Here is a 20,254-nt window from a genome sequence, read left to right as displayed (position 1 = left end):
TCATTATACAAGACAGATTAAGGGGTGACAATATAATGCAAACTACGATGCAATATCTATATACTAAAATGTTAATGATGTTTAATTTGGAGAATACGGATTTATATGTACGAATACATTTTGTACATTATCTTGTTTCATAAGTATTTCTTTCACATGTTTTCCAATACGGTGTCCTTCTTCTACAGTAATGTATGGATCTACGGACACTTTAATATCGACAATAACATAATGACCATGCTCCCGTGCATATAAAGAACCAATTTTTTTCACACCATCTACTTGAAGAACTGCTTCTCTAAGCGGAATAACATCCTCCTCATGAAGAACATGGTCAAGCGTTGCATGAATTGCTTCCGCTCCAATGCTCCATGCCATTTTTACAACAAGAAGTGAAACAACTAATCCCGCAATTGGATCAGCGTATACAAGCCAGTCTATACCAAGCTTACCACCTATTATAGCTGCACAAATACCGATTAAAGCTGCAATTGAAGAAAATACATCCGAACGGTGCTCATATGCATTTGCAATAATTGCATCACTGTTTACTCTTTTCCCTAATCGGAATTTATATTGAAACATTCCTTCTTTCACGACGATTGAAAGAACAACAGCAAATATCGTAATTCCTTTCGGCGGTTCTAGTTCTTGCGAAAAAGCTTTTATAGACGAAATCGCGATTTCAAGTCCCACAATAAATAATAATACCGCAACAATAATCGCTGAAATCGATTCCGCTTTACCATGACCATACGGATGATCCTCATCAGGTGGCTGCTTTGCTGCTCGCAATCCAAAAAGTACAGCTAGCGAACCTATTACATCTGATGCAGAATGCACGGCATCCGCTAATAGCGCTTTACTGTTCCCAATATAACCAATTACCGCCTTTACAATCGCTAATATAATATTACCAACGATCCCGACAATAGCACCAAACTCGGCCTGTTTAAAACGTTCATCTTTTTCCATAATTAAAATCCCTTCTTTTCTTAACCTATCTTTTTATTTTAACAAAAACAGCGATAACACCACCACTTTCTTCCATCTTCTTTCTGTTAAAAAGTTGCTATCTTATTGTATCCACAAACGAAAAAAGAGATGCCTCATAAAGAGACATCATCTTTTCTATACTTGCGGTTCAGATTCTACTTTCTCAACCTTCTTCTTGTTTCTTCCCTTTTTCAAACGACGGTTTTCAAGCATTAACCAAATTTGAGAGGCAACGAAAACAGAAGAGTACGTACCTACAATTAATCCAACAAGTAGCGCAAACGAGAAGTTACGTAGTGACTCACTACCGAAGATAAGCAGTGCAATTACTGGGAATAACACTGTTAATACGGTGTTAATCGAGCGACCAAGCGTTTGGCGAATACTTGCATTTACGATTTCTTCTAGATCTTTTATATCGCGCACTCGTTTTTTCTGTTTGTATAATTCACGGTTTCTATCAAATGTAACAATCGAGTCATTAATAGAATAACCGATGATTGTTAGTACTGCAGCAATAAACGTTAAGTCTACCTCTAGTTGGAAAATACTAAACATAACAATCATAACGAATGCGTCATGTAATAATGCAAGTACTGCAGATAACGCATACGTAAATCGGAAACGAATACTTACGTATAAAATGATAACCGCAGAAGCAATCAGTACTGCGATAAATGCATTTCGTGCAATTTCTTTACCGATTGTCGGTGAAACTGTACTTACGTTTGGATCTGTACCATATTTATCGTGGAAGAATGTTTTTGTTTTCGCAATTTCATCTTTTGATAAAACACCTAATGTACGAACTGCGAAACCTTTATTGTCATCTCCAGTCGGTACAATATTTTCTTCCTTCACATCAATGTTCAATTCTTTAAAATCTTTATGAACATCAGACACAGTAACGGCTTGTTTTGATTGCAAGTCGATACGTGTACCACTCGCAAAGTCAATACCAAGGTTCAATTTGAAAATTGGTAAGATAATTGCTCCTGCAATTACAACTACAATCGAGAAAATAAGGAATTTATGACCGATATTTACGAAATTAATACGATCAAATCTCGTTGGCGGATGTACTACACCTTTTGTTAATGGAATAATATCCTTTTGTTTCACACCAAAATATCCTGGTTTTTTATCAAAGTAACGGCTCTTTACAAGTAGACCTAGTAAGAAACGAGTACCGAATACGTTCGTAATAAAACCAACTAAAATACTTACGATTAAACTTGTTGCAAATCCTTTTACAGAGCTATTACCATAAACGAATAACACACCAGCTGCTGCAAGAGTCGTAACGTTTGCATCTAGAATTGTTGCTAATGAACGATGGTTACCAGCACGGAATGCCGACATCATTGACTTACCGATTTTCAGCTCTTCTTTCAGTCTCTCGTACGTAATAATATTCGCATCAACTGCGATACCTACCCCGAGCACTAACGCTGCAATACCTGGCAACGTAAGAACTGCATGCATCCAGTTAAAGACAAGTAATGTAACGAAAATGTATAAACCTAACATAATAACCGCTACAAGTCCTGGTAAACGGTAGAATACAAGCATAAATAAGAAAATAAGAGCGATACCAATCGCACTAGCGAAAATCGTTTGCTCTAACGCTTGTTGACCAAATTTCGCTCCAACAGATGTTGAATACATTTCTTTTAAATCAACAGGAAGTGCACCTGCATTTAATAAAGATGAAAGTTGTTTCGCACTTTCAACTGTGAAGTTTCCACCTACGATAGATACTTCAGCTTGGTTAAATACTTGGTTTACTGTTGCTGCTGATAAGAATTTCGGATTCGGTTTTGCAGATTCTGCTTTATACGAATCTTTTCCTTCTTCAAAGTCAAGCCAAATTACCATTAAATTCGTTGGTGGTGGCATTTTAGAAATTTTTTCAGTTACTTCACGGAATTTTTCAGCGCTTTTTAGTGTAAGACCTACGCTCGCACGGCCTTGCTCATCAAATGTTTGCTTCGCTCCGCCGCCTTTTAAATCCGTTCCATCCATAAGAAGGTTATCGTCCACATCACGGAATGTTAATTTCGCTTGTGTTGATAACATTTCACGTGCTTTTTGCTGATCTTGTACACCAGCAAGCTGTACACGAATTCGATCTTGCCCTTCGATTTGAATGTTCGGCTCACTTACACCGAGAACATTGACACGATTTTCAAGAGCACCTACTGTACTTACAAGTACATCTCGATCGATTTTATCACCTTTTTTGGCTGGTTTTACTTCATACAGAATTTCAAAACCACCGCGAAGGTCTAGTCCTAGACTAATTCCTTTTGCTATGTCTTTTCCTGCCGCACCAATTACTCCACCGATTAATAAGACGATGAGGAAAAAGGCGGCAATTCTCGTACCACGCTTTGCCATATGTACCCTCTTTCTGCTACTAACACTTTCAATAAATCTCTTACGATTCACTGCTATACGTGTGCATACGCCTGGTTAGTAGACTTCCTTTCTATAATTTTTGCTAGTTCATCACTAGCTCTATAGGTAAGCTTTTACACTACCTACACTTCCATCATTTATTTTCCTCTTCACTACCTCCTTTATATATAATCTTAGACATAATTATTTCCTCTTTATCAATACATATCATTATACTGCAAAAGGAAGAACAAACCAATTGCAGGCGGTTATTTATTTTCGTACTCATCAAATGACCAAAGTGGCGCTTGGTAAGCTTCAACAGTTAAATATGTCATATATTCATTAGCTGTTACTGTTAATACGTCATTAACTAATTCATACAATCTAACATCGCTGTCTATCTTCTTCCACTTTTTCACTTTAAGAAACTTCCAAATGTCATCATCTGTCACTCGGTCGTAACCGAACATTTGAAACTCTTCTACTTTACTTTCTAAAACGACTTGTAACTGTCCGCGGTATGATTCTACCAAAGCCTCTCTATCTAACATCTATAAACATCTCCTTCTTATTTCAGCACGAAAAAGTCGCTTTAATCCCGCTCTAATGGACAGCAATAACTACTTTCAAGAGCACTATCATACTTCACTCTCTTAAATGCTTGTCATTCTTGTCTCGTACGTGCATATAAATTATTGTAAATCATTCCATTGATTTTGAGAAGGTAGGAGAAGAACATGACGAGACAAAGCTTTTTAAAAGGCGCATTTATTTTAATGATAGCCGGCTTTATTACAAAAATACTCGGCTTTATCAACCGCATAGTAATGGCACGTATTTTAGGAGAAGAAGGCGTTGGTCTTTATATGATGGCCGTTCCTACATTCATTTTAGCAATTACATTGACACAAATTGGTCTTCCTGTCGCAATCGCAAAATTTGTAGCAGAAGCGGAAGCTGTGAACGATAAACAAAGAGTTAAAAAAATATTAACCGTATCACTAGCTGTTACATCCGTTATTAGTATCATTTTAACAATCGGAATTATGTTCCTCACACCTATTTTAGCAAAAACATTATTAACCGACGAAAGAACCTACTATCCATTAATGGCCATTTTGCCCGTTGTTCCTGTTATTGCTGTTTCTTCTGTGTTGCGTGGTTACTTTCAAGGGAAACAAAATATGAAACCTAGCGCTTATGCGCAAGTTCTAGAACAAGTCGTCCGCATTACCATTATCGCTATATGCATTCAATTATTTTTACCTTACGGCATAGAATATGCTGCAGCCGGCGCTATGTTATCAGCTGTTCTCGGTGAAGTTGCATCCTTATTATTTTTACTCACGTTATTTCAGCGAGAAAAACATTTATCAATACGCTCTGGATTTTTCACTACTGTAAAGGAAAGCAAAGGGACATTTTATTCTCTGATGGATATTGCCCTTCCAACTACAGGAAGTCGTTTAATCGGCTCCGTTTCATATTTTTTTGAACCTATTGTCGTTATGCAAAGCTTAGCAATCGCTGGTGTCGCTGCTTCTGTTGCAACCCAGCAATACGGTATATTAAACGGTTATGCATTCCCGCTCCTATCACTACCTGCCTTTATTACATACGCTCTCTCTACAGCGCTCGTTCCTTCTATTAGTGAAGCAATGGCAAAAAGACAACATAAATTAGTAGAGCACCGTTTACAACAAGCACTTCGAATTTCATTAATTACCGGCGGATGGTCTGTCGTTATATTATACGTATTCGCTTCTCCTGTTTTAACTCTTATGTATGGATCAGACAGCGCAACAGCATTCATTCAACTTCTTGCGCCTTGCTTTTTATTTCATTATTTCCAAAGTCCACTTACCTCTGTTTTGCAAGCTTTAAACTTAGCAAGAGCCGCAATGATGAATACATTTATTGGTGCCATCGTGAAATTAATCGTTATTTTTGTACTAGCATCAAGGCCAGAGTTTCAAATGATGGGGGTTGCACTTGCTATTGCTGCAAATATTGTAACAGTAACATTTCTTCACTACGCTACTGTTTTAAAAAAGATTACATTTACCATTTACGCAAAAGACTATATTTTCGGCGGACTTGCCATCGGTATCGCAGGCGCCTTCGGTTTTTATCTTCATAAATATATTATTTTCTCTCATTCCCTTGGCATACAAACATTATGGGAAATCACTTTAACAACAATTGTTTATATCGTACTTCTCTTCACTTTCAAACTCATTCGAAAAGAAGAGTTAAGTCGTCTCCCTATCATTCGTAAGCTTTCATTTTTGAAATAAGGTGAAACTTTAATCAGTGGGGTAATCTCCACTGATTATTAGTTATACTAATCATCCTTACTCTTCCAAAGGATAAGTCTCTAATTTTCTTTTACATCAACAAAAAATTGTCCATTTTGAAAACTACAGTATAAAATTTGTGTTATATCGTTATAACCTAAGTTTTTTAATTTCTCAATAAGCCATTCATCTGTATGCTCAATCATTTGTAAATGACTAGATTGAATTTCTCCATCAATAATAAGAGGAAGCGTAAACTGCAATGTATCTTGTTTATTTTTTTGTTTTTGAAAGACAGATAACTTCCCAGACGGTTCCAAAATAGCATATTCTACATCCCGAATATCTCCAACTCCTTGTTCCCTTAATTGCATCATTAAATCATCAATATTATATCGTTGGTTTCTCATCTTTTTTTCATCAATCTTTCCCGCATTAATAATAATTGCTGGTTCACCTTCTATTAAATGCCGAAATCGTTGAAACTTTAATGAAATGACTGACAAAATGATTTGTATGCACATAAGAAAAGTCATCGGAACTAATTGATGCAAAAGTGATTTATCGGTATTTTCAATTGCTACTACAGCCATTTCTCCAAGCATAATAAATACGACTAAATCTAATACACTTAGCTCTCCTATCTCACGTTTACCCATAAGACGAAAAATAATTAAGATGATGATATACAAAAGCATTGTCCGTCCAATTACCGATATCCATTCCATTTCTACATCTCCTTTTTTACGTATAGACTCCCCTATAAAAAAGAAACTAGTCTAACTTGAGCAAAAGGAAAATATGCTTGTATTAAAAAGGGGGAATGCATAAATGGATGGAACGAAAAAATTATCAACTGCAATTGGCTTCGGTATTGTTACGCTACTAATTCTCGCATCTATTACTAGTATGATTATGGCTCTTTTATTAAAGTTTACGAATATAAATGAAGGGACATTAACCGTTACTATTTTTATACTCGCTCTTTTATCTATGCTTATGTCTGGATTTACTGCCGGCAAAAAGGCTCAAGGAAAAGGTTGGCTAGTAGGTTTCACAACAGGGCTCACGTTCACTATACTCGTCTTTCTAGTTAACTATTTAGGCTTTTCTCAAACCTTATCGAACTCACAATTACTATATCAATTAGCATTAATGGGGGCGAGTACACTCGGTGGTATTTTCGGTGTAAATATGTCAAAGCAAAGTAACTAAAAAAGGCCCTGCACATTTCATGCAGGGCCTTCCACATTAGTTTTTCACAACTTCACGAATCGCATTGCGATCGAAAGTTAAGTGTGAACCACCAGATTTAATAACGATTTTTGTCTCATCTACTGATTCGATTGTACCGTGTAAACCACCGATTGTTACGATAGCATCACCTTTTGCTAACTCACTTTGCATTTGAGCAACTGCTTTTTGACGTTTTTGTTGCGGGCGAATTAATAAGAAATAGAAAATCGCAAACATCGCAACGATCATAACGATATTCATCATACCTGCATTCATCTTTTGTTCCTCCTTTTAAATTATGTATTAGAAGTTTTTAGCATTCGGTTTATTAAAGCCATACTGTTCAAAGAACTCTTCGCGGAAATCGCCAAGACGGTCTTCACGAATAGCTTGTCTCACCTGCTCCATTAAGTTTAACAGAAAATGAAGGTTGTGATAAGACGTTAAACGAATTCCGAACGTTTCATCACATTTCATTAAGTGACGAATGTACGCACGTGAGTAGTTTTTACATGTGTAGCAATCACAGTTTGGATCAAGCGGACCGAAGTCTCTTGCGAATTTCGCATTTTTTACAACAAGGCGACCTTCACTTGTCATACATGTACCATTTCGAGCGATACGAGTTGGAAGTACACAGTCAAACATATCAATACCACGAATTGCGCCATCGATTAACGAGTCAGGAGAACCTACACCCATTAAGTAACGAGGCTTATTATCTGGAAGAAGTGGTGTTGTAAACTCAAGAACACGGTTCATAATATCTTTCGGTTCACCAACAGATAAACCACCTACAGCGTAACCAGGGAAGTCCATTGAAACAAGATCTTTCGCACTTTGACGACGAAGCTCTTCGTACTCCCCGCCCTGTACAATACCGAATAAACCTTGATCTTGCGGACGTTCATGCGCTTTTAAGCAACGTTCTGCCCAGCGGCTCGTACGCTCTACAGATTTCTTCATATATTCAAAAGTAGCTGGGAATGGTGGACACTCATCAAATGCCATCATAATATCTGAACCTAATGCATTTTGGATTTCCATCGCTTTTTCTGGTGATAAGAATAATTTATCTCCATTTAAGTGATTACGGAAGTGAACGCCTTCCTCTTCAATACGACGGAAGTCACTTAAACTGAATACTTGGAAACCACCAGAGTCTGTTAAGATTGCACGATCCCAGTTCATAAATTTATGCAAGCCGCCTGCTTCACGAATAATTTCATGACCTGGACGTAGCCATAAATGATACGTATTACTTAAAATAATGCCAGAATCCATTGCTTTTAATTCTTCTGGTGACATTGTCTTAACTGTTGCAAGTGTACCAACTGGCATAAATGTTGGTGTATCAAATGAACCGTGCGGCGTATGCACACGACCTAAACGGGCACCCGTTTGTTTACATGTCTTAATAAATTCATAACGAATTGCTGTCATAACTTACTCCTTTTATTTGTTTCTCATTTTAGCGTGAGATGCAACGAACATTGCATCACCGAAGCTAAAGAAACGATATTTTTCTTTTACTGCTTCATTATAAGCATGAAGTACATTATCTCTATTTGCAAATGCACTTACAAGCATAATTAATGTTGATTTCGGTAAATGGAAGTTAGTAATTAAACCATCAATTGCTTTAAATTCATATCCCGGATACATGAAAATATCTGTCCATCCAGAAGCGGCGCAGAGCTTACCGTCATGATCTGTTGCAATTGTTTCTAACGTACGAGTTGATGTCGTACCTACAGTAATAATACGTCCACCATTCTCTTTCACACGATTTAATAATGCCGCTGTCTCTTCAGACATATGATAATATTCTGCGTGCATATGGTGTTCTTCAATCGTGTCTGCAGAAACTGGTCTAAATGTTCCAAGTCCTACGTGAAGTGTAATGAATGCTAACTGAACGCCTTTTTGCTTTAACTTCTCAAGTAACTCTTCTGTAAAGTGAAGTCCCGCAGTCGGCGCTGCTGCTGAACCGATTTCTTTCGCATATACTGTTTGATAGCGATCGCGATCTTCCAGCGTCTCTTTAATATATGGAGGAAGCGGCATTTCCCCAAGTTCATCTAAAATTTCATAGAAGATGCCATCATATGAAAATTCAAGCTGGCGTCCACCTTGATCTGCAGTTCCTGTGCAAGTTGCTTTTAATTTCCCTTCGCCAAAAGAAATAACAGTTCCTTCTTTTACACGTTTCGCTGGCTTTACAAGCGTTTCCCACTTATCACCTTCTTCTTGTTTTAAAAGAAGTACTTCAATGTGCGCGCCTGTATCTTCTTTCACACCGTGCAAACGAGCAGGCATAACTTTCGTTTCATTTAAAACTAAGCAATCCCCCTCATGTAAGTAAGAAAGAATATCCGTAAAATGTTTATGCTCAATATCACCTGTTTCACGGTCTAACACCATTAATCTTGATGTTTCACGATCTTCTAACGGGACTTGTGCAATAAGTTCTTCTGGTAAATGAAAATCAAACAGATTTATATCCATAGCTATATCCACCTATTTCTTATTTAAATCGATTTATTATATACATAATAAAAGATAATACAATACTTAACACAATACATGTAATGATAGGAAAATAAAAGGTAACGTTTCCTTTTTTCACAAAAATATCGCCTGGAAGCCTTCCAATGAACTTCCAAGCTAATCCAACAACGATGAGTAAGATCCCGGCTGTAATAAGCAGCTTTGGCATCTCCGTCATACTTTTGGTATCTCCATTCCGAAATGTTCATACGCAAGCGGCGTTACAATTCGGCCCCTTGGCGTTCGTTGTAAAAAGCCAATTTGTAATAAATACGGCTCATACACATCTTCAATCGTATGAGATTCTTCTCCAATTGTTGCTGAAACCGTTTCTAATCCAACTGGACCGCCACGGAATTTCTCAATAATACCAAGCAGTAATTTATGATCAATATGATCTAGACCTAATTTATCTACTTGCAGTAGCTCTAATGCCATTTGTGTAATTTCCATCGTAACCGTTCCGTTACCACGAACTTGCGCGAAATCACGTACACGTCTTAAAAGACGATTCGCAATACGAGGTGTACCACGAGCACGTCTTGCAATTTCTAATGCAGCTAACGAATCGATTTCAACTTCAAATACTTCTGCTGTACGTTCAACAATCGCAGAAAGCTGATCTACTGTGTAGTACTCTAACCTTGAAAGTACACCGAAGCGGTCACGAAGCGGTGCCGATAATGCTCCAGCACGTGTTGTTGCTCCAACTAATGTAAATGGCGGTAAATCTAGGCGTACAGAACGTGCTGAAGGCCCTTTTCCAATTACAATATCAAGGCAAAAGTCTTCCATCGCAGGATACAATACTTCTTCAATTGATCTATGCAAACGATGAATTTCATCAATAAATAATACATCCCCTGGCTGAAGCGCTGTTAATACAGCAGCTAAATCTCCTGGTCTTTCAATTGCGGGACCTGAAGTTGTTCTAACATTAACGCCCATCTCATTGGCAATAATATTCGCAAGCGTCGTTTTACCAAGACCTGGTGGTCCATATAAAAGCACGTGATCTAACGTTTCTTCACGCATTTTCGCCGCTTCAATAAATACTTCTAAATTATGTTTTGCTTTATCTTGGCCAATATACTGACGGAGCGTCTGTGGCCGTAATGAATATTCTAAATCCGCATCTTCATATGCAGATTCCCCTGAAAGGAGACGTTCGTCCATTATACTCACCTCTTACCATTTAGTAAAAGACTAAGTGCCTTTTTAATATACTGATCCGTCGTTAATGATTCTTTTAATAACTCTGGTACAACACGAGAAACTTCGCGTTCTGCGTATCCAAGTGCGCGGAGAGCTTCCAGTGCCTCATCAAGCTCAGCTGATGAACCTTTCTTCTCATCAAAACGTTCTGTGTCTGAGAATAAATCAACAAATGCATCTGGTACGACATCTGCTAGTTTTCCTTTTAAATCTAAAATCATTTGGCGTGCTGTTTTCTTTCCGACGCCTGGGAATTTCACTAAAAACTTCTCATCTTCATGCTCAATCGCTTGAACGACCTGTCCTGTTTGACCAGAAGCTAAAATTGCAAGAGCTCCTTTTGGCCCAATGCCAGACACGCCTAACAACTTTGTAAATAATAAACGCTCTTCACGTGTTTTAAACCCGTAAAGTGCCATAATATCTTCTCTCACATAATGATATGTATAGACACGGATTTCTTGCTTACTTCTTTGAAATACATACGGATTTGGTGTGAAAATTTGATAACCAATTCCATTATGATCAATTACGACATATTCCGGCCCTACATACTCCACGTAACCTGTAACATATTCAAACAAAATACGATCTCTCCCTCTTAAATCATGTATTCCATTTTAACATATTTAATGATAGAAAAGCGAGACTGCCCCAACAAATGTTCTCCACTTGAAACTTCTGTTATTTTCCATTGACAGAAAGGTTAAAGCACCTTAATATACAGAAGTCGATAATGATTATCAATACTAATTAAAGGGGTTACATCAGGATGAAACGTAAGCTATTTATTTTATTTACTATTATGCTCGTTGTTCTTTCTATCGTTGGCTGTTCTTCTCAAAAAGAAGAATCGAAGGCAAAAGAACAACCGAAAACAAAAGTTGTAAAACATGCTAAAGGTGAAGCTACAATTCCAGTAAATCCAAAGAGAATTGTTGACTTATCTGGATCAACAGAAGAACTATTACTTCTTGGACACAAACCTGTTGGTACAGCAAATACATATAAAGATAAAATCCAAAATCACTTAACAGACAAGTTAGATGGAGTAAAAGCAGTAGGTTGGTACTGGGCACCTAAAGTTGATTTAGAAGCTGTTACTGCTTTAAAACCAGACTTAATTATTTTAAACAACCGTCAATTAAAAATTTATGATCAACTAGAAAAGGTTGCACCTACAGTTGTTCTAGAAACAAACTTAGAAGACTGGCGTGGTAAGTTTAAAGAAGTAGGTAAGCTATTTGACGAAGAGAAGAAAGCAGACAAATGGATTGCAGACTACGATAAGAAAGCAGACTCTTTATCTAAAAAAATTAAAGAGAAAACAAAAGATGAGAACTTTATGTTCGTTGCAGTTACACCACAAAACTTCCGTGTATACGGTAGCTTCGGATACGGTGACATCATCTTTAATGACTTAAAACTTCCAGCAACAAAAGGTACGGATTTAAAACAAACGATGGCGCAAGTATCACTAGAAGGTCTAGTTGCATTCCAGCCTGACCAAATGTTTATTGTAAACTTCGGCGGCGAAGCTGATAAAGTTTACGAAGACTACAAAAACAGTGCCGTTTGGAAAGACAATAAAGCAGTTAAAAATAATCACGTATATGAAGTATCAAATGAAGTCTTCAATACGAAAGCATTCAATCCAATCGGAAAAGATATGCTAATTGATGAAATCGCAAAAGAAATTTTAGCTAAAAACAAATAAGAAAAAAAGCAGCTCACCATGAGCTGCTTTTTTTCTTACTTTGAACTGCGTATTGCTTCATTTTTTCAATCGTCTTCACAAAACCTTCTTTTGATTTAATACGAATGCCACGTTTCAATTTCGCACGTTCATAGCTCTCAAGCTTTTTCATATCAATTTGAAAGAAAGAATGGATCGCATTATCACTTTTCGGTACACCTTTGAAAATTTGTAATATCCCTTCCTCTGAAACACCAAAATACCCGCTCGTTTTCAATAACGGAGAAATATCATCAACTTTCTTTTGCAATACAATTTGTACATCATCACGATCAACGAGCTGCCATTCTTTATACTGCTGTAAAAACTTTTCTAAATCCGTCACTTTTTCTGTAAGTATTTCTTCGCTTACTTCGCCATCAACATACATACGCTCTAATAAAATTGTAACCTCAGGTTCTTTTTTCGTTACTTCTGGTACTGGCCCTTCCGCCTTCACATTCGTTCCATAAACGAAACAAAACATCATAACGAAAGCTTGCATCGCAATCAGTATCCATTTCATTTCCGTTCACCTCTTTTAGGCAAGATCATACTTTCATTAGTAGTTTTTCCGGAAATGGGGGTTTTATCCATATTACATTTCTTTCGAAAAATAAAAAATGCAGATAAGGGTTTACCTCATCTGCATGTATCATTTACTTTTATATAAAATGAAAGACGCCTGCAAAGCAGGCGTCTTGATGCGTTTACGGCGAGAGACCAGGCGACCACATTCGCGTGTTTAGCACTTAAGCATATCTCTCGTCTTACGTAAATTAGCTCATCGCTTTGCTAATATAACATTAATAAAGTATAAGTGCAACATGTTTATAAAAATATTTTATTTCCTCTTTCATCCAAATTATTTTATGTAAATTATAAATTGATAATTGCAATATATATGTTACAATTAATGTGACAGCGAAATCATAATAAGCAGGGGATGAATATTATGAAAAAAATAAAGGATGAACGCCTCATTCTTCAAATGTTAAAAAACATACGTATTGTCTTTCTTTTTCAATACATTGGCGTAGTTGGAATTTTAGGCTATATCGGATTCACTGAAGGCATTGATCAAATTACGAAATCTCCATTGTGGCTATTATTTATGTTTACAAGTATTTTACTTGCTTATTTACAGTTAAGTGTTTCAATCGATGTAGAAGAAGGCGAAAAGGAAATACAGTTAACTCCTTATTACAAACTTGTCTTCCACTCCCTTATTGTAGGAATCGTTACGGCTATTATTTATATTATTTTCAGTCCAGAAAGACCTCTATTTGAAGCTATTTCAACAGGTAGTATTCTTTTCATATGCTTTTTAGTTTCTTATTCCGTTAGTTATTTTATTAAAAAACGTCGCTTACAAGACAACGATGAATAAAGAGGAAGGGCTATCCCTTCCTCTTTTGTTTTGTTATCGCACTGTACCAGTTAAACCGTAACGAATGTCTCGGAACATATTCACTATGTCACGATTAAAATCGTTTGTAACTGTACCGTTACGTAGACGCGTACTCATTGCATCGACACGAGTAAACATATCATTTCTTACAGAAACATATACGTTTCTGTTTCCAACTTCATTTGCAACAGCTTGACGAATTTCGTTAGCCATCGCCGTTTCATTTGTCACTGTGTTACGTGGTTTTACCGCAATCGCTACATCGTTTCCATATACAACTGTAGACACACGGTCTACGTTATTCATACGTTTCACACGATTTGTTATTCTTTCAGCTGTTTTACCATCATTGTTAATGTATGAATTGTTCATTGTAATATTACGAGTTGGATGCGGATTAGCAATTTGTCCATTGTAATTTACATCTCGATAATAATTGTATCCTGTATCGTTACGACCATTTCTATATGTTATATAATCTGTATAACGATCATTACGTGTCACATTATCACGATACTGGTGTGTATCATTATAAGATGTACGCTCGTAATTGTAGTTACGTCCATCCATTGCATTGTTATCTTTCGGTGTACCACATGCAGCTAATGCACTGGTAACTAACAAAGAAGCAGCAATCACTTTTACTTTCGTATTCAATACAAAAACCCCCTCTGTTAGAATGAGCTTCTCTACTGAAAAGCTCCCTCTTATGATGAGTAACCGAGAAGGTTTTTACACTGTTAATATTTCACTGGGAATTTTCTAGCACTTCATAAAAAAACTTCATTTTCTTAATTAACAGGAATGTAAAAAAGGCGGGAATACTCCCGCCTTTTTAAACTTCTTCTTCGTCCTCTTCTTCTGAAACGGGCTCTCCAAATACATTCGGTGGATCTGGTTGATAATACATCGTTCCTGGCTGTGGTGCATATGCAGACTGAGTTGGTTGGTAATATAAAGGATTCGCATATTGCGGACCGCCTGGTTGTGGACTATATAGTCTACTTTCTCCTCCGCATCCACAATCTTCCTCACCCTGCACAAGCGGCGGCATATTATTATCCATTGGCATCATATTCGGGTTTGGCATAGACGTATATTGCGGTCCAAACGGCGCTCCTTGCTGATATGGCATTTGATATGGATTTGGTTGTTGATAATACGGATTCGGCGGCATCATGGGCTGTTGATACGGCATTTGATAGGGCATCATATTGGGTGGTTGATTGTTATCCATAATCGGCATCATATTGGGTGGTTGATTGTTATCCATGATTGGCATCATATTGGGTGGTTGATTGTTATCCATGATTGGCATCATATTCGGCATTTGATTGTTATCCATAATCGGCATCATATTCGGCATTTGATTGTTATCCATAATCGGCATCATATTCGGCATTTGATTGTTATCCATAATCGGCATTATATTCGGCGGCTGGTTGTTATCCATAATTGGCATTATATTCGGTGGCTGGTTGTTATCCATAATTGGCATTATATTCGGTGGCTGGCTGTTATCCATGATTGGCATTATATTCGGTGGCTGGTTGTTATCCATGATTGGCATTATATTCGGTGGTTGGTTGTTATCCATGATTGGCATTTGAATATTTGGCGGTATGACTTGTGGAATAACTACATTTTCTTTCGATACATTTGGCGATACTATATTCCCTACGTTTTCTTTTTTCACTTGCGGTGACACTATATTCCCTACATTTTCTTTTTTCACTTGCGGTGACACTATATTCCCTACATTTTCTTTTTTCACTTGCGGCGATACTATATTTCCTACATTTTCTTTCTTCACTTGTGGCGATACTATATTTCCTACATTTTCTTTCTTCACTTGCGGCGATACTATATTTCCTACATTTTCTTTCTTCACTTGCGGCGATACTATATTGTTTTTTTTCGTTTGCGGAGAAATGATATTGTTAGGTTTCATTTTACTAATTTGAGGAGCAATTAACTCGCTTCCTTTTTTTATTACATCTGAAATTTTATATTCTTTTTTCGGTTTTATTGGTGGTTGTGGCGGCTGCGGTAATACATTTACCGAAAACTTCGTGTTTTCTTTTTCCGCCGGTTTTTGTTTTTCTATCACAGGTGGTTTTTGAATAACAGACGGTTTTTCAACTGGTTTTTCTTTTTGAATTGGCTGTTCTTTTTGCGGTTTCACCTGTACCTCTTTTTGCGGCTTTACCTGTACTTCTTTTTGCGGCTTTACCTGCATCTCCTTTTGCGGTTTTACTTGCACTTCTTTTTGTGTTTGTTGCATAGCTGGCTGCTGTGTAATTGGTGCTGATTGATACGTAACTTCTTCTTCATCTTCTATTCCAAGCGGAGTTGGTGTTGCTGCAAATTCTTTTTGCTGCACTTCTTTTACGTATTGCTTTGGAGGCGCTGAACCTGCTCCAGCCTGTTGTTTCATGTGAACACTCTTGGATGGCACTTTAATTTTCATACCTGGCATAATTAAATCTGGATTACTAAGTTGTGTATTTGTTTTTTTCAACGTGTCAAAATCCACTCCGTACTTTTTCGCAATTTTCCAAAGGGTATCCCCTTTTTGCACGATATGAATTTTCAAATTTTCCCCCTCCTGTATAACTTATCTATAAGTAACAAATCTCATGAAGTAACTCTTTCTAAATAACATTAACTTCTTTTCACTTTTATCACTTCTTCGATTTTCAATATCATTCGAAGCGGAATAAGCATAAAGAACCACAATGATTTCTTCAAAACAATGTATGCCCATTTCGTTCTCGTTATGATTATATGTATGAAAAAAAGCAACAGGAATACCGTTGCTTTACACACGCTCTAACATACGATTTAATGCAAGAACCGCTTCTGCCGTTACTTGTTTCTCTACGCTAATAACGTTAATTTCTTCTCCTCTTTCTATCGTTTCAAGTGTCCATAATAAGTGAGGCAGATCAATTCGGTTCATCGTTAAGCACGGACACATAAATGGATTAAGTGAAACAATTTCTTTATCTGGATGTTGCTGAATAATTCGGTTCACTAAATTCATTTCTGTACCAATCGCCCATTTGCTACCAGATGGCGCTGATTCAATCATATCAATAATATATTTCGTTGAGCCTGCATAATCTGAAGCAGCTACAACTTCATAACAACATTCTGGATGTACAATAATATTCATATCAGAATGATTTTTTCGTACGCTCTCAATGTTCTTCACTGTAAAATTTTGATGAACAGAACAATGCCCTTTCCATAAAATTACTTGAATTTCTTCTATATCCCCATCGTACTCTAATGAATCTGTGTGTGGGTCCCATACTGCCATTTTATCTAACGGGATACCTAAATCGTACGCTGTATTTCTCCCTAAATGTTGGTCTGGTAAAAAGACGAGACGTTCTTTTTGAGTAAACGCCCAAGATACCATTTGCTTTGCATTAGAAGATGTTACTGTTGCTCCTCCGTTACGACCACAAAACGCTTTAATTGCAGCTGTAGAGTTCACATATGTTAACGGAATCATCGTATCTCCAAATAATTTCGTGAGCTCTTTCCATGCTCTTTCTGTTTGTTCAATATCTGCCATATCCGCCATCGAACAACCTGCACGCATATCTGGTAAGATGACAACTTGATCATCTGTCGTTAACATATCTGCTGTTTCCGCCATAAAGTGCACCCCGCAAAACACAATATATTTTGCGTCTTTATTGCTCGCTGCAACTTGTGCAAGCTGAAGTGAATCCCCTGCTGCATCTGAAAATTGTACCACTTCATCTTTTTGATAATGATGCCCTGGAATGAATAACATTTTCCCCATTTTCTCTTTAATTTCACGAACACGCTTTTCCATATCTTCCGTTGACATCGTGTAATAACGCTCTGGTAACATCGTTTCAATTGGCTGTACTTGTTCTAAAATACTCATATACGTTTCTCCCCTCTAAGCCACTTTCCTTATCCTTCAATATTGAAACTAATATCAAGTGCTTTCACTGAATGTGTTAACGCTCCAAGTGAAATATAATCTACCCCTGTTTTTCCGTATTTCGGTAAATCTTCAATTGTGATGCCCCCTGAAGCTTCTGTAACGATAGCACTTGGTACAATTTTTGAAAACTCCCGGATTTCATCTGGCGTACGATTATCGAACATAATAATATCAGCACCAGCAGCAACAGCCTCTCTCACCTGTTCCTCAGTTTCTGTTTCTACTTCTACTTTCACCATATGTCCTAACTTCTCTTTCACTGATGTAACAGCTTTTGTAATAGAACCAGCAAACGCAATATGATTGTCTTTAATCATGACACCATCATATAAACCGAAGCGATGATTAAATCCACCGCCGCACACGACTGCATGCTTATCAAACATACGTAGTCCTGGCATCGTTTTTCGCGTATCACAAATGCGAGTATGACTGCTATCTAAAGCAAGAACCGCTTTACGCGTCATCGTCGCTATTCCGCTCATACGCTGAATAACATTTAATATAACGCGCTCTGCTGTTAATAACGATGCAATTGGACCTTGCACAGTTGCAATGATTTCGCCTTTTTCTACAAGGTCCCCATCTTTTTTATGAAGCTCTACTTCAATTCTCTCATCAATTAATTTAAATCCTGATTCAATTACTAAACGTCCTGCAAAGACCCCTGTATCCTTCGCAAGAAACGTTCCTTTCGAAAGCAAGTTATCTGGAAAAATAAGCTGAGATGTTACATCTCTTTCCCCTATATCTTCTAAAAAAAATCGATTTAATGCTTCTTTAACTTTTATCGTGTTCATAAAGCCCCTCTTCCCCTCATTACACAAGTTGTCGTTTTCTCTTTACTCGAACAATCTCTTTCTTTCCTATATTTCTATCTGGATAATCACTCCGGTAATGCCCGCCAATACTTTCTTCTCTTTGCAAGGCTGACACAACTATAAGCTCACAAACCGTTAACATATTAATAAGCGTTATCTCTTCATTCGTAAGAACATCATGTTGTAATATCATATTTCGAACACCATACTTACTAAGCCATCTCTTCGCATAAGATAAACTTTGCTCTGTTCGCACAATCCCAACATATTTCATCATGCATTTTTGTATTTCTTCTTTCGTCGGTAAATGATTCAGAACGATAAACTTTGCTTCCTTTTCGGCTAGCATGTTCACCTTTTCTTTTGTCTCTCTAGATAAAATGTGTCGTCCGATTCTTTTTCCAAACACAAGACCTTCTAATAATGAATTACTCGCTAATCTATTTGCACCATGAACCCCGTTACAAGCTACTTCACCGACTGCGTATAAGTTCGGAATAGACGTCTCTCCATCACAGTTCGTTTTCACGCCGCCCATGTGAAAATGAGTACCAGGCACGACTGGAATAAGTTTTTTATTTATATCGACTCCATTTGTTTTACATATCGATGACACGGTCGGAAAACGTTGTTCAAAGTTTTGAATCATTTCGATGTTTAAGTACACTTTTTCACCCGCAAGTAGCTGTTCATGAATAGCCCTTGCGACTACATCACGAGGCGCTAAATCCTGTTCGGAATGTATATCCATCATAAAACGCTGCCCTTTTCCATTTATAAGGACAGCTCCTTCTCCGCGAACAGCTTCGGACACAAGACCAGAACAACGCCCACCCGCGTATAACATCGTCGGATGAAATTGTATAAACTCTAAATCTACAAGCTCTCCGCCTGCACGGTACACCATTGCAAGTCCATCGCCTGTAATCGTCTCATCATTAGAAGTAAAGGCGTATAAACCGCCAATACCGCCTGAAGCTAACACCGTATAATCTGCATTGTAACGTTTCAATTCTCCTTTATTGTTGCGAGTTAAAGCCCCAACACATTTATCTTTTTCTATAATAAAATCGAGCACCATTTCCTGTTCCACTACCGTAACGTATGGAGCTACTTCTTGAATAAGATGCTCTAATAAATTCTTTCCTGTTGCATCGCCACCTGCATGTAAAATACGACGTTTTCGATGCGCTCCTTCTTTTCCAAGATGAGGACCTGTTTCATCTCCATCAAATTTCATTCCATTTTCAATAAGGTTATTAATCTCTTTCGGTCCTTCCTCGACTAAATAACGGACCACTTCTTCATTGTTATAATGACACCCTGCTACTAGCGTATCTTCAAAATGATCATTAGGATTGTCGTATGTAGCTACCGCTGCGGCAATTCCACCTTGAGCTAAATGTGTATTATTATTACGTTTCGTCTCCTTTGTGATAATAATCACATTCTTTTCGTGACAAACCTCTTTTGCAACACGAAGTGCCGCAACGCCACTTCCAATAATTAAGACATCTGCGCTTGGCATAATTGTTGCCTCCTACTTTACACTTTTCAATTGTCTTGACACCTATATTTACATAGTTTTAAAATAATGAC

At 37.4% G+C, this 20,254-nt stretch carries 19 protein-coding genes and 1 pseudogene; 4 read left to right on the top strand and 16 right to left on the bottom strand.

The features are described from left to right. Nucleotides 1-81: 81 nt before the first annotated feature. From ACTFRM_RS15525 to ACTFRM_RS15515, 3 genes are all read right to left on the bottom strand, one after another. Nucleotides 82-975 carry a cation diffusion facilitator family transporter gene (locus tag ACTFRM_RS15525; RefSeq protein WP_000409743.1) on the bottom strand — a complete coding sequence of 298 codons (894 nt, stop codon included), beginning with the start codon at nucleotides 973-975 and terminating at the stop codon, nucleotides 82-84. A gap of 156 nt (nucleotides 976-1,131) precedes the next feature. Then, a complete protein-coding gene (gene secDF, locus ACTFRM_RS15520) occupies nucleotides 1,132-3,396 on the bottom strand; it encodes a protein translocase subunit SecDF (protein WP_001119067.1) in 2,265 nt (754 codons plus the stop codon). Between the two features lie 269 nt (nucleotides 3,397-3,665). Next, the gene (locus ACTFRM_RS15515) at nucleotides 3,666-3,950 is read right to left on the bottom strand and encodes a post-transcriptional regulator (protein ID WP_000886980.1); all 285 of its coding nucleotides are present in this window, start codon (nucleotides 3,948-3,950) and stop codon (nucleotides 3,666-3,668) included. Between the two features lie 186 nt (nucleotides 3,951-4,136). Here ACTFRM_RS15515 and spoVB point away from each other — a divergent pair, with 186 nt between their 5' ends. Further along, nucleotides 4,137-5,696 (top strand): stage V sporulation protein B, encoded by a 1,560-nt coding sequence (gene spoVB / locus ACTFRM_RS15510; protein WP_000198301.1) that lies wholly within the window; start codon nucleotides 4,137-4,139, stop codon nucleotides 5,694-5,696. A gap of 80 nt (nucleotides 5,697-5,776) precedes the next feature. Here spoVB and ACTFRM_RS15505 read toward each other — a convergent pair whose 3' ends face one another. After that, a complete protein-coding gene (locus tag ACTFRM_RS15505) occupies nucleotides 5,777-6,424 on the bottom strand; it encodes a DUF421 domain-containing protein (protein ID WP_000454833.1) in 648 nt (215 codons plus the stop codon). 103 nt (nucleotides 6,425-6,527) lie between these two features. Here ACTFRM_RS15505 and ACTFRM_RS15500 point away from each other — a divergent pair, with 103 nt between their 5' ends. Continuing rightward, the gene (locus tag ACTFRM_RS15500) at nucleotides 6,528-6,911 is read left to right on the top strand and encodes a TIGR04086 family membrane protein (RefSeq protein ID WP_000349148.1); all 384 of its coding nucleotides are present in this window, start codon (nucleotides 6,528-6,530) and stop codon (nucleotides 6,909-6,911) included. A gap of 36 nt (nucleotides 6,912-6,947) precedes the next feature. Here ACTFRM_RS15500 and yajC read toward each other — a convergent pair whose 3' ends face one another. Genes yajC through ruvA form a run of 6 tightly spaced genes read right to left on the bottom strand, consistent with a single transcriptional unit; the run spans nucleotide 6,948 to nucleotide 11,281 of the window. Next, on the bottom strand, nucleotides 6,948-7,208 hold the full coding sequence (yajC, locus tag ACTFRM_RS15495) for a preprotein translocase subunit YajC (RefSeq protein ID WP_000991115.1): 261 nt from the start codon (nucleotides 7,206-7,208) through the stop codon (nucleotides 6,948-6,950). 27 nt (nucleotides 7,209-7,235) lie between these two features. After that, complete coding sequence (gene tgt, locus ACTFRM_RS15490) at nucleotides 7,236-8,375, bottom strand: tRNA guanosine(34) transglycosylase Tgt (protein ID WP_000125365.1); 1,140 nt, start codon at nucleotides 8,373-8,375, stop codon at nucleotides 7,236-7,238. Nucleotides 8,376-8,387: 12 nt separating this feature from the next. Beyond that, nucleotides 8,388-9,440: a tRNA preQ1(34) S-adenosylmethionine ribosyltransferase-isomerase QueA gene (queA, locus tag ACTFRM_RS15485; RefSeq protein ID WP_000354014.1), complete on the bottom strand. Its 1,053-nt coding sequence runs from the start codon at nucleotides 9,438-9,440 to the stop codon at nucleotides 8,388-8,390. Nucleotides 9,441-9,459: 19 nt separating this feature from the next. Further along, nucleotides 9,460-9,660 (bottom strand): DUF2905 domain-containing protein, encoded by a 201-nt coding sequence (locus tag ACTFRM_RS15480; protein WP_000138162.1) that lies wholly within the window; start codon nucleotides 9,658-9,660, stop codon nucleotides 9,460-9,462. Then, nucleotides 9,657-10,658 (bottom strand): Holliday junction branch migration DNA helicase RuvB, encoded by a 1,002-nt coding sequence (gene ruvB, locus ACTFRM_RS15475; RefSeq protein WP_000344449.1) that lies wholly within the window; start codon nucleotides 10,656-10,658, stop codon nucleotides 9,657-9,659. Before ruvB ends, ACTFRM_RS15480 begins: the two co-directional genes overlap by 4 nt. Before the next feature lie 5 nt (nucleotides 10,659-10,663). After that, complete coding sequence (ruvA, locus tag ACTFRM_RS15470) at nucleotides 10,664-11,281, bottom strand: Holliday junction DNA helicase RuvA (protein WP_000464511.1); 618 nt, start codon at nucleotides 11,279-11,281, stop codon at nucleotides 10,664-10,666. Between the two features lie 188 nt (nucleotides 11,282-11,469). Between ruvA and ACTFRM_RS15465 the strand changes: the two genes are divergently transcribed. Next, complete coding sequence (locus ACTFRM_RS15465) at nucleotides 11,470-12,414, top strand: iron-hydroxamate ABC transporter substrate-binding protein (protein ID WP_000823606.1); 945 nt, start codon at nucleotides 11,470-11,472, stop codon at nucleotides 12,412-12,414. A 13-nt stretch (nucleotides 12,415-12,427) separates the two neighbouring features. Here ACTFRM_RS15465 and ACTFRM_RS15460 read toward each other — a convergent pair whose 3' ends face one another. Beyond that, complete coding sequence (locus ACTFRM_RS15460; RefSeq protein ID WP_000871192.1) at nucleotides 12,428-12,958, bottom strand: BofC C-terminal domain-containing protein; 531 nt, start codon at nucleotides 12,956-12,958, stop codon at nucleotides 12,428-12,430. A 429-nt stretch (nucleotides 12,959-13,387) separates the two neighbouring features. On the opposite strand from ACTFRM_RS15460, the gene ACTFRM_RS15455 reads away from it, so the two are divergent. Continuing rightward, entirely contained in the window at nucleotides 13,388-13,822 is a 435-nt protein-coding gene (locus tag ACTFRM_RS15455) for a hypothetical protein (protein WP_000721223.1), read from the top strand. Nucleotides 13,823-13,855: 33 nt separating this feature from the next. Here ACTFRM_RS15455 and ACTFRM_RS15450 read toward each other — a convergent pair whose 3' ends face one another. The 5 genes and pseudogenes from ACTFRM_RS15450 to nadB form a co-directional block, all read right to left on the bottom strand. Next, entirely contained in the window at nucleotides 13,856-14,500 is a 645-nt protein-coding gene (locus ACTFRM_RS15450) for a YhcN/YlaJ family sporulation lipoprotein (protein ID WP_322372371.1), read from the bottom strand. Nucleotides 14,501-16,282: 1,782 nt separating this feature from the next. Continuing rightward, nucleotides 16,283-16,439 (bottom strand): annotated as a pseudogene (gene safA / locus ACTFRM_RS15445) (SafA/ExsA family spore coat assembly protein); the annotation flags it as partial. 225 nt (nucleotides 16,440-16,664) lie between these two features. After that, complete coding sequence (nadA, locus tag ACTFRM_RS15440; protein WP_322372370.1) at nucleotides 16,665-17,771, bottom strand: quinolinate synthase NadA; 1,107 nt, start codon at nucleotides 17,769-17,771, stop codon at nucleotides 16,665-16,667. Nucleotides 17,772-17,800: 29 nt separating this feature from the next. Further along, the gene (nadC, locus tag ACTFRM_RS15435; RefSeq protein WP_001092227.1) at nucleotides 17,801-18,634 is read right to left on the bottom strand and encodes a carboxylating nicotinate-nucleotide diphosphorylase; all 834 of its coding nucleotides are present in this window, start codon (nucleotides 18,632-18,634) and stop codon (nucleotides 17,801-17,803) included. A 19-nt stretch (nucleotides 18,635-18,653) separates the two neighbouring features. Then, nucleotides 18,654-20,183: an L-aspartate oxidase gene (nadB, locus tag ACTFRM_RS15430; RefSeq protein WP_322372368.1), complete on the bottom strand. Its 1,530-nt coding sequence runs from the start codon at nucleotides 20,181-20,183 to the stop codon at nucleotides 18,654-18,656. Between the last annotated feature and the right edge of the window lie 71 nt (nucleotides 20,184-20,254).

The sequence above is a fragment of the Bacillus cereus group sp. MYBK227-1 genome (assembly GCF_051916325.1).
Classification (GTDB): domain Bacteria; phylum Bacillota; class Bacilli; order Bacillales; family Bacillaceae_G; genus Bacillus_A; species Bacillus_A cereus.
Note: the sequence above shows the minus strand (reverse complement) of the source record. Positions and strands in the feature narration are given on the sequence as shown.

Bases quoted from the DNA above. Each gene is read 5' to 3' on its own strand.
- queA (WP_000354014.1), bottom strand. From the start codon at position 9,440: ATGGATATAAATCTGTTTGATTTTCATTTACCAGAAGAACTTATTGCA.
- ACTFRM_RS15515 (WP_000886980.1), bottom strand. From the start codon at position 3,950: ATGTTAGATAGAGAGGCTTTGGTAGAATCATACCGCGGACAGTTACAA.
- tgt (WP_000125365.1), bottom strand. From the start codon at position 8,375: ATGACAGCAATTCGTTATGAATTTATTAAGACATGTAAACAAACGGGT.
- ACTFRM_RS15460 (WP_000871192.1), bottom strand. From the start codon at position 12,958: ATGAAATGGATACTGATTGCGATGCAAGCTTTCGTTATGATGTTTTGT.
- nadB (WP_322372368.1), bottom strand. From the start codon at position 20,183: ATGCCAAGCGCAGATGTCTTAATTATTGGAAGTGGCGTTGCGGCACTT.
- ACTFRM_RS15525 (WP_000409743.1), bottom strand. From the start codon at position 975: ATGGAAAAAGATGAACGTTTTAAACAGGCCGAGTTTGGTGCTATTGTC.
- ACTFRM_RS15455 (WP_000721223.1), top strand. From the start codon at position 13,388: ATGAAAAAAATAAAGGATGAACGCCTCATTCTTCAAATGTTAAAAAAC.
- nadC (WP_001092227.1), bottom strand. From the start codon at position 18,634: ATGAACACGATAAAAGTTAAAGAAGCATTAAATCGATTTTTTTTAGAA.
- secDF (WP_001119067.1), bottom strand. From the start codon at position 3,396: ATGGCAAAGCGTGGTACGAGAATTGCCGCCTTTTTCCTCATCGTCTTA.
- ACTFRM_RS15505 (WP_000454833.1), bottom strand. From the start codon at position 6,424: ATGGAATGGATATCGGTAATTGGACGGACAATGCTTTTGTATATCATC.
- ACTFRM_RS15480 (WP_000138162.1), bottom strand. From the start codon at position 9,660: ATGACGGAGATGCCAAAGCTGCTTATTACAGCCGGGATCTTACTCATC.
- ACTFRM_RS15500 (WP_000349148.1), top strand. From the start codon at position 6,528: ATGGATGGAACGAAAAAATTATCAACTGCAATTGGCTTCGGTATTGTT.
- yajC (WP_000991115.1), bottom strand. From the start codon at position 7,208: ATGAATGCAGGTATGATGAATATCGTTATGATCGTTGCGATGTTTGCG.
- ACTFRM_RS15465 (WP_000823606.1), top strand. From the start codon at position 11,470: ATGAAACGTAAGCTATTTATTTTATTTACTATTATGCTCGTTGTTCTT.
- spoVB (WP_000198301.1), top strand. From the start codon at position 4,137: ATGACGAGACAAAGCTTTTTAAAAGGCGCATTTATTTTAATGATAGCC.
- nadA (WP_322372370.1), bottom strand. From the start codon at position 17,771: ATGAGTATTTTAGAACAAGTACAGCCAATTGAAACGATGTTACCAGAG.
- ruvB (WP_000344449.1), bottom strand. From the start codon at position 10,658: ATGGACGAACGTCTCCTTTCAGGGGAATCTGCATATGAAGATGCGGAT.